This is a genomic window from Eubacterium sp. CAG:156, assembly GCF_000434315.1.
Lineage (GTDB): Bacteria > Bacillota > Clostridia > Lachnospirales > Lachnospiraceae > Eubacterium_U > Eubacterium_U album.
In genome coordinates this window covers 84,201-99,598 of the sequence record NZ_FR878187.1, presented here as the reverse complement: position 1 = coordinate 99,598, position 15,398 = coordinate 84,201, and the positions used below count along the sequence as shown (strand labels likewise).

The following is a 15,398-nucleotide window of genomic DNA, read 5'->3' as shown; positions in this document are numbered from 1 at the left end:
AATTATTCTACTGTCTTTGGAACAACAAATGCTCCGCCTCTTTCCTCCGGTGCATTTGCAAGAATATTTTCTCTGTCATCACCGTTTACAACAACGTCTTCTCTAAATACATTGTTTACAGGGAATATGTGGCTCATTGGCTCAACATTACTTGTATCTAACTGATTTAACATATCAATATAATCAAGCATTCTGCCCATATCACTTTTTGCTTTTTCTTTCTCATCATCTGAAAGTTCAAGCTTTGCTAAAATTCCAACATACTCTATTGTCTCGTCTGAAATTATGTTTGCCATATCTTCCTCCTCTAGCATTCCTTTAAGTTATGATTATTGCAATGAAAAGTCTGTTTTATTAAAAATGTGCTTTAATTTATAATATAAACACAGACTATCTCCATTTAACCATAAACATCTACTCTTCAATATAGCATAATCACCGTATTACTTGCAAATAGTTTCACGAATTTCTTCATTTTTATTCATATTGCAGGTTTTATTATTCTTTCTGTATGAATTTATGCATTTTTTATAACGATTTTTAACCTTTAAATTACACTTAATTATTTCATTTGTCAGCTTTGTGATGTATAATATTAGTATATTTTTGAGCGGAGACAAATAAATTTGAGTAGAAACAATTTCTCAAATTTTATAAATAATAAAGAGCATAATGCTCTGTTACTACAAGGAGGTAGACACATTATGGACGAGGGAAGAATTGTAAAATATTATGCTTCAAAAAATCCTAACATTGCCCTTAAAGTTATAAAGGGACATTTTGCTACTACTCATTCACACGTTAGTCATTATCTTGATATGACTACAATGAAAACAAGACAACGTGAAGCTGAGCAGATTGCAGTCGCAATGAAGGATTACTACAACGTTATGGGGAAACCTATTGACACAATCGTATGTATGGACGGATGCGAGGTCATTGGAGCTTTCTTAGCAAGTGAACTTACTAAGGCCGGAGTATTATCCATGAATGCACACAAGACTATTTACGTCGTTTCACCTGAATATGATTCTAATGGCCTTATGATATTCAGAGACAATCTTAAGCATGAAATTAAGAATAGAAATGTTCTTTTATTACTTGCTTCTGCAAGTACCGGAACTACAGTAAAGAACTGTATTGAATGTGTTTCTTACTACGGAGGAATTTTGCAGGGTATATCTGCTATATTCAGTGCCGTTGATAACGTTGACGGTTACCACATCGATTCTCTGTTTAAGGCAGATGATATTCCGGGATACAACATTTACTCTCACAATGATTGCCCTATGTGCAAGGCAAATGAGAAAATTGAAGCCATCGTTAATGGATATGGGTATAGTGAATTATAATGTAATCTTTGCATTAAAGGTCAGACTACTATACGAAATATAAAACTGAATAGTAATAATATTTTAAGGGTATTGCATCGACTAAATGCAATACCTTTTTATGTAAAATCTTATTTTTCTCTGCTAATATTTAATATTATTCCGGCTAGTAATACGCAACATATTGTTGTTATTGACATTTTGATAAATTGTGATGTATAATTAGCTGTACACATACAGTATGTGTACAACCAGTGAAAACTATGGTATAAATCAAATTATCTACGTAATAAAGTATTATTTCTGCATAATTTAGATTTTTATATAGTTGTCAATGAACAAAAGAACAATTATAATGAAAGGTAATAAAAGATTGAGCATAAGTGAACAACTACAAAACAATAAAGATTTAGAACGCCTACAGGCTCTACGATATATAGATGATGATTTTATGACAGTATGCTTAGAAGATAACTTCGAAGCTGTTGAACTAATACTTAGAATAATATTGAACCAAGATGATATTATTATTAAGTCTATAAAGACACAGGATCCTCTTAAAAATCTACAAGGACGCTCTGCTGTATTAGATGTGCATGCATCAGACAGTACCGGTAGAAAATTTGATATTGAAATTCAAAGAGCTAATAAAGGTGCAGGTTCCAAAAGAGCCCGTTATAACAGCAGCCTGTTAGACGCTCATATATTAAAGCCTGGTGAGAGTACTGATAACATGCCCGATAGTTATGTGATTTTCATTACAGAAAATGATGTTATGCATGGAAATCAACCTTTATATCATATAGACAGATACGTTGTGATGGAAGGCGAAAAGAAACTTTTTGGTGATGGCTCTCATATAATATATGTTAATGGAGCATATCGGGGAAATGATGCGATTGGAAGACTCATGCATGATTTTTCATGTACAAATCCTAACGATATGAATTATAAAGAATTAGCAAAAAAAGCAAGATATTTCAAAGAAGAGAAAGAAGGTGTTGCATCTATGTCACAAATATTAGAAGATATGAGAAATGAAGTTGCAAAAGAAACTGCTAAGGCAACTGCGAAAGAAACTGCAGAACGGATGATAAAAATCGGCAAAATGTCCCTTGATGAAATTGCTACATATGTTCCCACATTATCAATTGACGAATTAAAAGAATTAGAAGAACAGGTTACAAGAGTTTAAATATGAATGGTGTAATTTTTTCTAAGTTCAGGTTTTCGATGATAAAAAATAACACTTTGACAAGTCATTTTGCCAAAGTGTTATTTTTAATATAACTATTTAATCAACATTATTCCACTACCCGTAGCTGAACCATTAGGATTATTTGTATCATATTCTAAATCTCTATCCAATGGATGAATAGTAACATTTGCAGGTATTCCGTTAATCGTCTTTCCAATAATACTACCATATATATTAATAGAATTACCGCACCATGATATATCTCCATTTGGTGCAAATACAAGTCCATGATATTCAGATGATGCCTGTCCACCATTTATATTTCCATATTTTGAATACATAGTCATTGTAGAATCAGAACTACTATTTATCTGTGCCATTGCACCAGTAATGTTTATATCTTTTTCCGTTACCAATGCTCCTGACAACACAAAACCATTAGTGGCTGTAAAACTATTTGCATATATATATGTAGAGTCAAACTTTACATCTCCTGATTCTAAATACAAATCTCCAACACAATATACATTTCCTTTAATATGTACTTTTGAGCCGGCTAGTTTTAATTTGCCAGCACAATATACATTTCCATTTATCTCTATTCCTCCCGAATAAAAAGATAATGTAGTGTTTTTATTTGTATTTCCATTTATATACAAATCTCCATTGATTATCAGTTTTCCTCCTCCTAAATTATAGTCTCCACTTCTAGAACTATTATCTATTAACAAATCATTTCCAAATGACCAAGTGCCTCCCCACCACGTCTCATTTCCTATATATTTAATGCTCTTATAACCTTCACTTCCTTTTTTATTAACTTCAGCTATTGTCAAATCAAAGTTCTCCGGAACTGAAGGCTTTACAATTAACTTTTCAATGTTTTCTCCTAAATAAGTAGGCATTTCTTCATATCGTGCATTTGAATTTATATGGCTCTTAGCTTCATCAGAAGTAACATCTAAAAGATTTACATTATCTCCATTTTTAACGCCAATCTTTGTTGTCGATGAATTCAATTCTTCAAATCCTTTTGAAGCTTCAAAAGAAAATGCATATCCACTTCCTGGGCTAGACCAAATCTTTCCATTTGCATGCACTGCTCCATCAACTTTATAAACTGCTCCAAGTTTCAATGTTGCATCTTTATCTCCAGAAAATATAGCATATTTAAACCCTCTCGGACTACTTGAACCACCTTTTGTAGCAACTGCAACCGTACTTATCTTATTACTCTTAATACCAAGGGCTCTTGCAAATGTTGTCTTTCTTTCTTCTTTAAGATATACCTGCACTTTTGAATTAGAGTCCTGAAATTCGACCTGCACATTTCTTGTGTCCGTGAACCCATTTTCCTTCATGTAATACTTAGCAAGTTCCGTAGCTTTTGTAGTATCCGGCAAGGCTGAAGCTGCTGCTCTTGATGCAGTATCACACGCCGTCTGCATCTTTGCCTTATACACATAATCTGCACCTAAATCAACAACTAATGCTGCCATTCCAAGAAATACAACCATAAGAACTGCAACAAGAATTATAACTGATCCTTCTTCGTCTTTATCTTTACGATTTCCTAAAAACCTCTCCATTGTTTAACCCTCCATACAAAAATAAATAAACTAACTATTTATCACGTATCTATATTAAATACATTATACAAATTTTCTTTTTATAAAATCAACCTTTTTTTGTATTTTTGGTTATATTCACTACTTTTTTTCACAAAAGCAACAATAAAAGGACTATCAATTAATAATATTTATTAAGTTTCAGGCTATACTATTTTGCCTGCCTACTGTAAGAAAACTTATCAATTAATAGTCCATATTTTTATTTCAATTATTCTATAGTTGTACTTACTAAAGTTTTATACTTTCAGCCTTACGATACATCCTCTATTTATTCAAAGCCTTAATTCTTTCAATAGCCTTAACTGTATTTTCATATGTTCCAAATCCTGTAAGTCTGAAGTATCCTTCACCGCTTGGTCCAAATCCTGAACCAGGTGTTCCTACTACATTTGCATTTTCTAATAAGTAGTCAAAAAATTCCCATGATGTCATTCCTTCAGGTACCTGTAACCATACATAAGGTGCATTAACACCACCTGATACTTTATATCCTGCTTCAGAAAGACCTTCACGAATTGTCTTTGCATTGTTCATGTAATAAGCTACCTGCTCAGCTGTCTGCTTCTTTCCTGCTTCTGAGTAAACTGCTTCGCCGGCTCTCTGGATAATGTATGGAGCTCCGTTAAACTTTGTTCCGTGTCTTCTTGCCCAAAGGCTGTTTAACATTACATCTCCCTGCTTTAATTCTTTAGGAATTACTGTAAATCCAAGTCTTGTTCCTGTAAATCCTGCATTCTTTGAAAAACTTCTTAATTCAATGGCACATGTTTTAGCACCTTCACATTCATAGATTGTATGTGGAACATCTTCTTCTGAAATGTAAGCTTCATATGCAGCATCATAAATAATAACAGCTTTTACTTTATTTGCATAATCAACCCATTCCTGCAACTGTGCTTTTGTAATAGTAGAACCTGTTGGGTTATTTGGATAGCAAAGATAAATGATATCCGGTGTTTCCTTAGGAAGTTCAGGTACAAAATTATTTTCAGCAGTACATGGCATGTAAATTACATTACTCCATTTTTCTTCATCTTCAAGAAAAGTTCCTGTTCTTCCTGCCATTACATTTGTATCTACATATACAGGATAAACAGGGTCACATACTGCAATCTTATTATCCTGTGAGAAAATATCTCCAATATTACCTGAATCTGATTTAGCACCATCACTTACAAATATTTCATCAAGTGCAATCTCAACACCTCTTGCCTTGTAATCATTGTCGGCAATTGCTTTTCTCAAAAATTCATATCCTAAATCAGGTGCATATCCATGAAATGTTTCTGCAGATGCCATTTCATCTACTGCTTTATGAAGGCTGTCAATTACTGCCGGTGCTAATGGCAATGTAACATCTCCAATTCCTAATCTGATTAATTCTTTATCAGGATGTGCTTCCTGGTAAGCTGCAACTTTTTTTGCAATTGTTGAGAAAAGATAACTTCCCCTAAGTTTCAAGTAATTTTCATTAATTTTAAACATTTTTTTCAATCCTCCTAATGTTAATTAATATATTTTAATCGCGATACAACATAACTGAAACCATCTTTGCCACTTCAACCATTGTACAACCACTATCCATGGCGTTCTTTTGTAAGTATCTATGGGCCTGCTCTTCTGTTAAATTCTGTACCGTCATTAATGCCTCCTTGGCCTGATTTATTATTGCCTGGTCTTTCGGGCTCCTAGCTCCCGGCTTACCTTTTTTCTTATGTCTTTTTGCCAGTATCTGATTCTCCATCATCTCAACAGAATTAATCAAATCTCTAACTTTTAATGGCATCTCAAGAGTTGCTACACCAGTATTATCTTCCATTAGTCTGCTTTTAGAAGCAAGCAATATAACTTCAAAATTGTCTCCTACATTATCTACAATATCACTGTATAACATATCCGGTAATTTATATCCGGTAATAATAATACCTTCGCCAATATCATCAGCTCTGTTTATTGCACTGGCACCAGTAGTACAATTGGCCACTACATTAAAGCCATTTCGGGATAACAAACTCCTTATTGCCCGGCTGTCTTCAGGTTTTGGAAATGCTACTATAATTCCAACCACGTTCGTTCCTCCGGTTTCTATTACAAAATTCACTTAAGTTCTACTGTCATATTAAATTCTGTCAAGGTATTTGTTAATCTCCCAGTCTGTAACCTGTGATGTATATTCCATCCATTCTGATTCTTTTGCATAAACATATTTGTCAAATGTTTCTTTTCCTAAAACATTCTTAACAAATGAAGATTTCTTCATTTCCTGAACTGCTTCGTAAAGATTCTTTGGAAGGTTTTCAATTCCTGCCTCATCTCTTTCTTTACTTGTCATTGAGTAAATATCCTGTTGTACACTTTCTTTCGGAACTAATCCTCTCTTAATTCCATCAAGTCCTGCTGCAAGGCATACTGCTAATGTTAAGTATGGATTAGCTGCACAGTCAGGGCAACGAAGTTCAACTCTTGTACCTACACCTCTTGCTGCCGGCACTCTTACAAGTGGGCTTCTGTTAGTAGCTGACCATGCAATATATGTAGGTGCTTCATATCCAGGTACAAGTCTCTTGTATGAATTTACGATAGGATTTGTAATTGCTGAAATGCTTCTCATATGTTCCATGATACCTGCTATGAAACTGTAAGCTTCCTTACTTAATCCTCTTTCATCATTTTCATCTGCAAAAATGTTTTTTCCTTCTTTAAACAATGACATATTAGTATGCATTCCTGAACCACATACTCCGTATTTTGGTTTAGGCATAAATGATGCATAAAGTCCATGTCTCTTAGCTATTGTCTTTACTGTAAGCTTAAATGTCATAATATTATCAGCAGTCTTTAATGCTTCATCATATTTAAAATCAATTTCATGCTGTGCAGGTGCTACTTCGTGATGTGATGCTTCGATTTCGAATCCTAAATCTTCAAGATTAAGAACCATATCTCTTCTTGCATTTTCACCTAAATCTGTAGGTGCCAAATCAAAATAACTTGCATTTTCATGTGTAATTGTTGTTGGACATCCATTGTCATCTGTGTGGAATAAAAAGAATTCGCATTCAGGTCCTACATTAAATGTATACCCCATATCTTCTGCTTCTTTTAATACTTTCTTTAAGACATATCTTGGATCACTTTCATAAGGTGTTCCGTCTGTTTGATATACGTCGCAAATAAGTCTTGCAACTTTTCCCTGATGTGGTCTGAAAGGTAATATTTCAAATGTATCTAAATCAGGATATAAATACATATCTGACTCTTCGATTCTGGCAAATCCTTCAATTGAAGAACCATCAAACATACATTTATTATCCAATGCTTTTTCTAACTGACTTCTTGTTATTGCAACATTCTTCAATGTCCCAAATAAATCTGTGAACTGAAGACGTATAAATTCAACATCTTCTTCATCTGCAATTTTAATAATTTCTTGTTTTGTATATCTCATGTGTTTCTCCTTTCACAAAACAAAGTATGTGGCGTCTAACCCTTATAAAATAATAACAAACCACAATTTGATAGTCAACGTTAGATTCATAAATAAAATTTAATTAAATTTACAAAATCCGCCTATTGCAATTACTCCATTTTTACAATAGAATTATGTGAGAAAACAGGCATCAAAGTCGGTGACTTTTTGTTCCGGCATCATATCATAATTAATATATGCCTTCTTATTTATTTACTTTATATGACAAAACTTGAAAGATGAGAATTAATACACATGAAAAAAAATAATCCAATAAACAAATACGTACTTGTAATAATATTTTTAGCATTATTTGCAATAATCAGCATATTCTTAATATCAATAACCGAACACAGGTCTGATGCAAATATGAATAATAAAAGTAATTCCGAAAAACTTACAACAAAAAATACCGAAGATTCATCTTCATTTGAAGAAACAACATCATACAATCCTGCTGATTCTGCCATAGAAGAAATGAGTACAGCTCCTTCAGGCGATGCTGCAAAGCATTTGATTGATTTTGATGCTGATTTTCCTTATCAGATAAGAGTTAACAGAACTCAGAATTATGTAATTATATATGGAATTGACAAGAACGGAAGATACTCCATTCCTTATAAAGGATTTATGTGCTCTGTCGGAAAAGATGTAAAAGACACCCCTACAGGTTCATTTAAAACAAGCGATTATTATCCTTGGAGACTAATGGTTGATGGTTCTTATGCCCAATATGCAATCCGTATCAACGGTTCAATCATGCTTCATTCTATTCCATATTACAGTGCACACAACGATGATTTGGAAAGTGAAGAATATAATAAACTTGGAAGCAACGCTTCCCTTGGCTGTGTAAGACTTAACATTAACGGAATAAAATGGATATATGATAATTGTCCAAAAGGAACTCCTGTTACAATTTACGATTCAGATTCAGAAGTTCCACCTGTAAAAATTAAAAAAGTAAAAAAAATCGACTTAAACGATGAGAGAGCTAATTGGGACCCTACTGACCCGGTTGCAGGAAATCCTTGGAAAGATGGTAAAGAGACTGATGAAAGCGAAGAATATATGGAATATCCTTCTGAGACTACTTATAATAAAAATAATTTAGAAACTACTTCTAAAAACAATTCAGAAACTACTTCTAAAGTTAAAGATAAATCAGTTTCTAAAACTACATCCAAAAAGGATTTAGAAACAACCACAAAATAATTACGGAAGGAATATGTTTTATGGCAAAAAAAATATATGCTGTTAAAGTTGGAAGAACAAACGGAATATTTGAAACGTGGGATGAATGTAAAGCAAGTGTAAACGGATATCCCGGTGCCTTGTATAAAAGTTTCACAAATATGGCTGACGCCTACGCATATCTTAATTTGGAAAGTAAGCAGATGTCTCTCTTCGATATGCCATCTGACGATTCTGTTGATGATTCTGATTTTCCTGTCATAAAAGAATCTGTTGAAGATGATGACAAACCATTTTCTAATTCCGTAAAAGCCGTTGCTTATGTAGACGGAAGTTATAATATTGCTACAAAGCATTTTTCATATGGTTGTGTTATTTTCTATAATGGAGAGGAATTTCATCTTTCTAAAGATTTTGATGACCCTGAACTCGCTTCTATGCGAAATGTCTCAGGTGAAATATTTGGTTCAATGGCAGCAATGGATTTTGCTATAGAACACGGCATAAAACATATCGCAATTTACCACGATTATGCCGGTATAGAAAAATGGTGTACGGGCGATTGGCGTGCAAATAAGCCTGGCACAATTGCCTATAAAAAATACTATGAACAGGCAAAGAAAAAAGTTGACATTACATTTTGTAAAGTTAAAGGTCATTCCGGTGACAAATATAACGATCTTGCTGATATGCTTGCAAAAAAAGCCTGCGGGATAGATTAGAAAAAATATGGAAATAGATTTGTACGAAATCTATTCCCATATTTTTTCTTACTCCCTCTCTGTCCAATTTTCATACGGAAACATGTGATGCAATTTATCAATTGTCTTTTTCTGGCTTGGATAAAGTTTTGATATTTCATCTTTCTGTTTAAGCAAATCTTCATCTATCTTTTCAAACCCTGTTTCGGGTATATTTATTTTCTTATAATATTTTCCAAAATACATGACTTTTGCATTAGTCCCTGTTTTATCGCAAGCTTCATCTACAAGATTATGTGTCATTATATGATGTATGTGCCCATATTCTCCCTTTTCGTTATGAGTTACTATTTCGTCCCAATTCTTATAATTAATTATTGTCTCAATATCTTTTTCAATATCTTTTTTCCATCTGCCCCAATCACTTCTTTGACCTGCTATTTTATCAGGATATGACAATATAATTCCTTTATCACCGGTTGCTTCTATTACATTTTCAAATTCTTTTTTTCTTGTTTTATCATATCCTCTTGTTATGCACACAACCAAATAATCATCCTCTAAAAGATGCACTCCACCCCATATAAGTTCATCATCAGGATGCGCCACAATCATTAATTTATTATATTTTTCTAAATCAAGCTCGTCCATTTGCTTATTTTTTACAGACGGAATAAATAAAAATTTTCCGTATTCTATTCCCATTATCGTTGCCACAACTATTGCTATTATTACAATTACTGTAGAAACAATCGCTATTTTTTTCTTTATTTTTACATTTTTCTTCATAAATTATTTTTTGTAGCCGACTATATCGCATGTCCTGAAATTTTACAAAATAAGTATTTTTTTGCTTTCTTAACGCAAAATACTGTGTGCTACTTTCTCCTTTCCTTTTATCTCATCGGAAATATTTATAAAATCTAAACCTAGTTCATTTTATTTTCTATTTTAAAGATTATCCGGTAATTTTTTATTTCGACTTATTGTAACATACGAAGCGGTCTTTTTTTCATTCTTAAAGAATACTTAAGATATTTCAATATGGTTCTTTAAATTTTGAATTGTACATTATTTATGTAAGATAAAAATAAAATTTGTTTTCGGGAAAAGGAGTAAATTATGAATTTTATTAAATCTATTAAAAAATCGTCCAAAAGATATATAGAGTTAAATGATTTCATTTACCTTTCTTTTGTGACTGCTTTTATTCTTGGAATTGTTTTTCTTATAACAGGTTCTGATTATATTTATGGTTCTTCCGTAGACTGGCTGTCCCAGCACAGTGTACTCCCTGATTATTTTAGGCAGTCATTTTATGATACGGGAAGACTTTTTCCTGAGTTTAATCTTAATTTAGGTGCCGGACAAAATGCGTATAATTTTTCTTATTACGGATTTATGAATCCAATTATTTTAATAAGTTATTTTTTACCAAATGTCCAAATGGCATTATATATAAGCATTTCAAGTATTGTAGTTGTTTTGTTATCTGTTTATATTTTCTACTTTTGGCTTAAATCACACAACAACATGAATCGAAGCACTGTTTATTTTATTACTTTTTTATTTGCCTGCGCCGGTCCATTATTGTACCACAGCCATAAGCAGGTAATGTTCATGGATTATATTCCATTTTTATTATTAGCTTTAGTTGGTGTTGACCGTTTATATAAAAAAGACAGAAAGATACTTCTTATTCTAAGCATTACATGTATGTTTTTGACAAGTTATTTCTTTGCTGTGTCAGGAATTGTTGCTATAAGTATTTATGCTATTTACAAATTTTTTGAGTACAAAGAAAATCAGGAACTATACTACAAACTTCCTGCTGGTAAAAAGCCGTTTTGGTTCTTTGCTTTAAGATATGGTGCAAGTTCAATTATTGGAATTTTGCTTTCCGCAGTAATTTTACTTCCAAGTCTTGCTGCTATTTTATCAGGACGTGGTTCTTCTGATGGTAAATCAATTTCTTTAGCTAAATTATTTATACCTCAGTTTCCTAATAACGAAATGTTTTACACACCTTATGGAATGGGTGTGACTGCTATTGCATTTTTAGCTTTAGCCTGCATATTAATATTAAGCAAAGATTTTTCAAAGAAGTTTCTTTGCATTTGTATTTTGTTTGTTTCAGCATTTCCTGTAGGTCAATATTTATTAAACGGTTTTCTATACATTAGAGGGAAAGCTCTTATTCCATTTGTTCCTTTAATTTTGCTTGTTACCGCATTTTTTGTAAGGGATTTATTAGCTAAAAAATATGAAACTGGTAAATTAGCATTCGTTACATTTGGCATATTAGTTCTTATTGCAATTTCTTCATTTATGCATGAAAATCCAATATACATTGCAATAGTTATTGACCTTATTATTACTTTTTGTTTTATTGCTGCATATTGCCAAATAAAAAAGAACTATGTTTTTATGTTGCCTACAATCTTAATTGCCATTTTCTGTTGCTATGTTGGAAATGCTTCTGACACCTTGGTTACAAAAAAAGATGCCGCAAAATATTATGATAAAAGTAAAAACGCTGCTATTGCAATTGCATTAAATGGTGATGATACATTTTTCAGAACAAGTAATATAACTGATAGTAAATTTACAAATAACATTATTTACGGAAAGAAATATTTTTCAGAGAGCTGTTACTCATCTGTTTTTAATAAGCCTTATTTAAATATGTGTAATTATGACCTTCAGCTTAGTAACCCTACCGTTAATGACATTTCCATCACTTCGTCAAATGATGTTTTGTTTAAAACGCTTATGGGTGTTAAATACATCGCTTCTACCACAACTGCTCCTGCTGGTTACAAAGCAGTCTGCCAGTCAGGAGATGTAAAAGTATATAAATCAGATAATGCTTATTCTCTTGGATTTGCATCTAAAGATACTATGAGTTTAGACGAATATCTTTCTCTTTCACCGGAAGAAAAAGAGGTTGCTTTATTAAAATATATTGTTGTAGATGACGACGTCGAATCTTCTTATCATTCTATGTTAAAGAAAGTTAACCTTAATATGGATTTGAAATTGGAGCGTACTACAGATGGATATTATCATGTTGATACTATGAAAGATGCAAAAACTTTTAATGTTGAGATTCCTGATAATTTAAAAGATTGCATTTATATTATAAAATGCAATATCAAAGGATATGGCATAAACCGTTCAACGATTAAAATTAATGGTATTCAAAATAGTTTAAGTGGTCTTAATTCTACTTATCCTAATAAAAATTTTAATTTTAAATTTGTTGTATCAGATTCTGCTGACAATAATATATTAAACATTCGTTTTCCTAAAGGATGCAGCTTCGAATTTAGTGAATTTGAAATTTACAAAATTGATTATAACCAGATTTCTGCTTTAAAAAACAACATTACAATGATGACTGATATCGCTTATAAAAATAATATGATTACAGGGAACATTACTTTAGATAAAGATAGTTATTTTACTACAACAATTCCTTACGACAAAGGATTCTCAGTATATGTTGACGGCAAAAAAATCGATTACTCTATGACTGATAATGCCTTTTTAGGATTTTCTCTTTCATCAGGACATCATATTATTAAATTAGTTTATCATGCACCTCTTATAAAGGTTGGTAAATACACATCCTTATTAGGACTTGTTCTTTTTCTTATATTTTGTAGCAAAGATTTCATTAGATTGTGGATTCAGATATTGAATCATTTTAAGCGTAAAAAACTTACGTACTCAAATGGTCTTTTAGGAAATATTATCTATCAGAATGATAGTCTTGAAAGTAACTAATGATAAAGTCGGGCGAACATTAGATACAATGAAAACCCTGTTTAGTTAATACTAAAAAATGGTCACTACCTGCCTAACAAATGTTTTATAATCTATATTTAATAATAAAGAGGGACGAATAAGTTCGCCCCTCTTTATTATATTACTTACGCAATCACATCTAATAATTCCATTGGTTCATCTATTATTTTCTTATAAGTAAGTTTTTCTAAAATGTCTTTTGTTCTGAATCCCCAACTTACAAGAATGCAATCAAGTCCTGAATTAACAGCAGTCTGACTATCAACTTCTGAATCTCCTACATAAATTGATTTTTCCTGTGTGCTGTCTAATTTTTCGAGTGCCGACATAACCATATCTTTTGCCGGTTTCTTCTTAATTCCGCCAGCTTCATTTTCTCCTAATGCAACATCTATTAAACTTTCAAAATAAATATCTTTTAAAGATTCAACTGCCTTGTAATTCTTATTTGATACAATTGCCATTTTAATATTTCGTTTTTTTAATTCTTTTATCAAATCTAATATACCGTCATAAGCTCTTGTTTTTACCTGACAATGTTTCTGATAATACTCACTAAAATCAGCAAATATCTTATCAAAATCCGGATTATTTTCACCTTCAGGAATTGAACGGTGCATCAAAAGTCTAAGACCATTTCCGACGTGTTTTTTTACTTCGTCTACTGTGTGAACCGGAAAGCCATATTTTTTCTGAGCATATTGTACTGCTGCTGCTATATCATCTATTGTGTTAAGTAACGTTCCATCTAAATCAAAAATAACTGTATCGTACATATTTTTCCTCCATTTCGCGTATAATCACACTCTGTGTGATTGTTTAAGGCAGACTAAAATCCATAAAGTAAAGCAGACTCAGGCATTGATGCCGGAGTCTGCATATATATCTTTATTACTGTCTTACTTTAATATGAACTTCCCTAAGCTGCTGTTCTGTAACTTCACTAGGAGCTCCGCACATCATATCCTGAGCGTTACCATTCATTGGGAATGGAATAATTTCTCTGATATTTTCTTCATTTGTAAGAAGCATAATCATACGGTCTACACCAGGAGCCATTCCTGCATGTGGAGGTGCTCCAAACTGGAATGCATTGTAAAGTGCTCCGAATTTTTCTTTCAAATCATCTTCTGTATAACCTGCAATTTCAAATGCTTTAACCATGATTTCCATATCGTGATTTCTAACAGCACCTGATGATAATTCAACACCGTTACATACAATATCATACTGGTATGCAAGAATGTCTTCAGGTTTCATTGTTTCTAATGCTTCAAGTCCACCCTGTGGCATTGAGAATGGGTTATGTGTAAATATAATCTTCTTTGCTTCAGGATCATATTCATACATTGGAAAGTCATTGATGTAGCAGAATCTATATGCATTCTTTTCAATTAAATCAAGTCTTTCTCCTAATGCTGTACGGATTTCACCTGCATATAAAGCAGCCTGCTTTTCATTATCAGCGATAAAGAAAATTGTATCTCCTGCTTCTAATCCTGCAATCTCCTTAATTTCTGTCTTCATGTCATCCGGAATAAATTTATCAATTGGTCCCTTATATGTCATATCTTCTTTAACTTCAAGATATCCAAGTCCTCCCATTCCGATGCTCTGAGCAAATTTCAATAATTTCTCATGGAATCCCTTTGACATATCAGCATGAACTTTAATAGCTCTTACTGTCTTACCATGGAATGGCTTAAATGTACATCTCTGGAAGAAATCTGTAACATCAACTATTCTTAATGGGTTTCTTAAATCAGGCTTATCTGTACCAAATTCAAGCATTGCCTGCTTATAACTGATAATAGGATATGGAGCCTTTGTTACTTCAAATCCTTCAGGTGCAAATTTTTCAAATGTTGCACTTAATACTTCTTCACCTACTCTGAAAACATCTTCCTGAGTAGCAAAGCTCATTTCAAAATCTAACTGATAAAATTCTCCCGGTGAACGGTCTGCTCTTGCATCTTCATCTCTGAAACATGGTGCAATCTGGAAATATTTGTCAAATCCTGATACCATAAGCAACTGTTTATATTGCTGTGGTGCCTGTGGAAG

Annotated in this window: 13 protein-coding genes; 5 read left to right on the top strand and 8 right to left on the bottom strand. The window is 32.5% G+C overall.

Annotated features, from left to right (window positions below; translation table 11 throughout):
* Window positions 1-2 precede the first annotated feature (2 nt).
* Complete coding sequence (gene gatC / locus ABMA45_RS09950; protein WP_022089739.1) at window positions 3-296, bottom strand: Asp-tRNA(Asn)/Glu-tRNA(Gln) amidotransferase subunit GatC; 294 nt, start codon at window positions 294-296, stop codon at window positions 3-5.
* A gap of 408 nt (window positions 297-704) precedes the next feature.
* On the opposite strand from gatC, the gene ABMA45_RS09945 reads away from it, so the two are divergent.
* Both ABMA45_RS09945 and ABMA45_RS09940 read left to right on the top strand, forming a co-directional pair.
* Window positions 705-1,352 carry a phosphoribosyltransferase gene (locus ABMA45_RS09945; RefSeq protein WP_022089738.1) on the top strand — a complete coding sequence of 216 codons (648 nt, stop codon included), beginning with the start codon at window positions 705-707 and terminating at the stop codon, window positions 1,350-1,352.
* 334 nt (window positions 1,353-1,686) lie between these two features.
* Entirely contained in the window at window positions 1,687-2,526 is an 840-nt protein-coding gene (locus ABMA45_RS09940) for a PD-(D/E)XK nuclease family transposase (protein WP_147585561.1), read from the top strand.
* A 95-nt stretch (window positions 2,527-2,621) separates the two neighbouring features.
* Here ABMA45_RS09940 and ABMA45_RS09935 read toward each other — a convergent pair whose 3' ends face one another.
* The 4 genes from ABMA45_RS09935 to ABMA45_RS09920 all read right to left on the bottom strand — a co-directional run bounded on the left by ABMA45_RS09935 (window position 2,622) and on the right by ABMA45_RS09920 (window position 7,608).
* Window positions 2,622-4,118 (bottom strand): Tad domain-containing protein, encoded by a 1,497-nt coding sequence (locus tag ABMA45_RS09935; RefSeq protein ID WP_022089736.1) that lies wholly within the window; start codon window positions 4,116-4,118, stop codon window positions 2,622-2,624.
* A gap of 306 nt (window positions 4,119-4,424) precedes the next feature.
* Window positions 4,425-5,645 carry an LL-diaminopimelate aminotransferase gene (locus ABMA45_RS09930; protein ID WP_022089735.1) on the bottom strand — a complete coding sequence of 407 codons (1,221 nt, stop codon included), beginning with the start codon at window positions 5,643-5,645 and terminating at the stop codon, window positions 4,425-4,427.
* 34 nt (window positions 5,646-5,679) lie between these two features.
* Complete coding sequence (locus ABMA45_RS09925; RefSeq protein ID WP_347996141.1) at window positions 5,680-6,171, bottom strand: ANTAR domain-containing response regulator; 492 nt, start codon at window positions 6,169-6,171, stop codon at window positions 5,680-5,682.
* A 108-nt stretch (window positions 6,172-6,279) separates the two neighbouring features.
* Window positions 6,280-7,608, bottom strand: coding sequence for a glutamine synthetase family protein (locus ABMA45_RS09920; protein WP_022089733.1), 1,329 nt, complete (start codon window positions 7,606-7,608; stop codon window positions 6,280-6,282).
* Between the two features lie 276 nt (window positions 7,609-7,884).
* Between ABMA45_RS09920 and ABMA45_RS09915 the strand changes: the two genes are divergently transcribed.
* Both ABMA45_RS09915 and ABMA45_RS09910 read left to right on the top strand, forming a co-directional pair.
* A complete protein-coding gene (locus tag ABMA45_RS09915) occupies window positions 7,885-8,844 on the top strand; it encodes a L,D-transpeptidase (RefSeq protein ID WP_022089732.1) in 960 nt (319 codons plus the stop codon).
* A gap of 20 nt (window positions 8,845-8,864) precedes the next feature.
* Window positions 8,865-9,545, top strand: a complete 681-nt coding sequence (locus tag ABMA45_RS09910) for a ribonuclease H1 domain-containing protein (protein ID WP_022089731.1) — start codon at window positions 8,865-8,867, stop codon at window positions 9,543-9,545.
* Window positions 9,546-9,593: 48 nt separating this feature from the next.
* On the opposite strand, the gene ABMA45_RS09905 is transcribed toward ABMA45_RS09910, so the two are convergent.
* Window positions 9,594-10,313, bottom strand: a complete 720-nt coding sequence (locus ABMA45_RS09905; protein ID WP_022089730.1) for a PIG-L family deacetylase — start codon at window positions 10,311-10,313, stop codon at window positions 9,594-9,596.
* A gap of 333 nt (window positions 10,314-10,646) precedes the next feature.
* Here ABMA45_RS09905 and ABMA45_RS09900 point away from each other — a divergent pair, with 333 nt between their 5' ends.
* Entirely contained in the window at window positions 10,647-13,313 is a 2,667-nt protein-coding gene (locus ABMA45_RS09900; RefSeq protein ID WP_022089729.1) for a YfhO family protein, read from the top strand.
* Window positions 13,314-13,459: 146 nt separating this feature from the next.
* Here the strand turns inward: ABMA45_RS09900 and ABMA45_RS09895 are convergent, their stop codons facing one another.
* Complete coding sequence (locus ABMA45_RS09895; RefSeq protein ID WP_022089728.1) at window positions 13,460-14,110, bottom strand: HAD family hydrolase; 651 nt, start codon at window positions 14,108-14,110, stop codon at window positions 13,460-13,462.
* A 115-nt stretch (window positions 14,111-14,225) separates the two neighbouring features.
* On the bottom strand, window positions 14,226-15,398 hold a 1,173-nt coding region (gene aspS / locus ABMA45_RS09890), incomplete at its 5' end, for an aspartate--tRNA ligase (protein ID WP_348030268.1).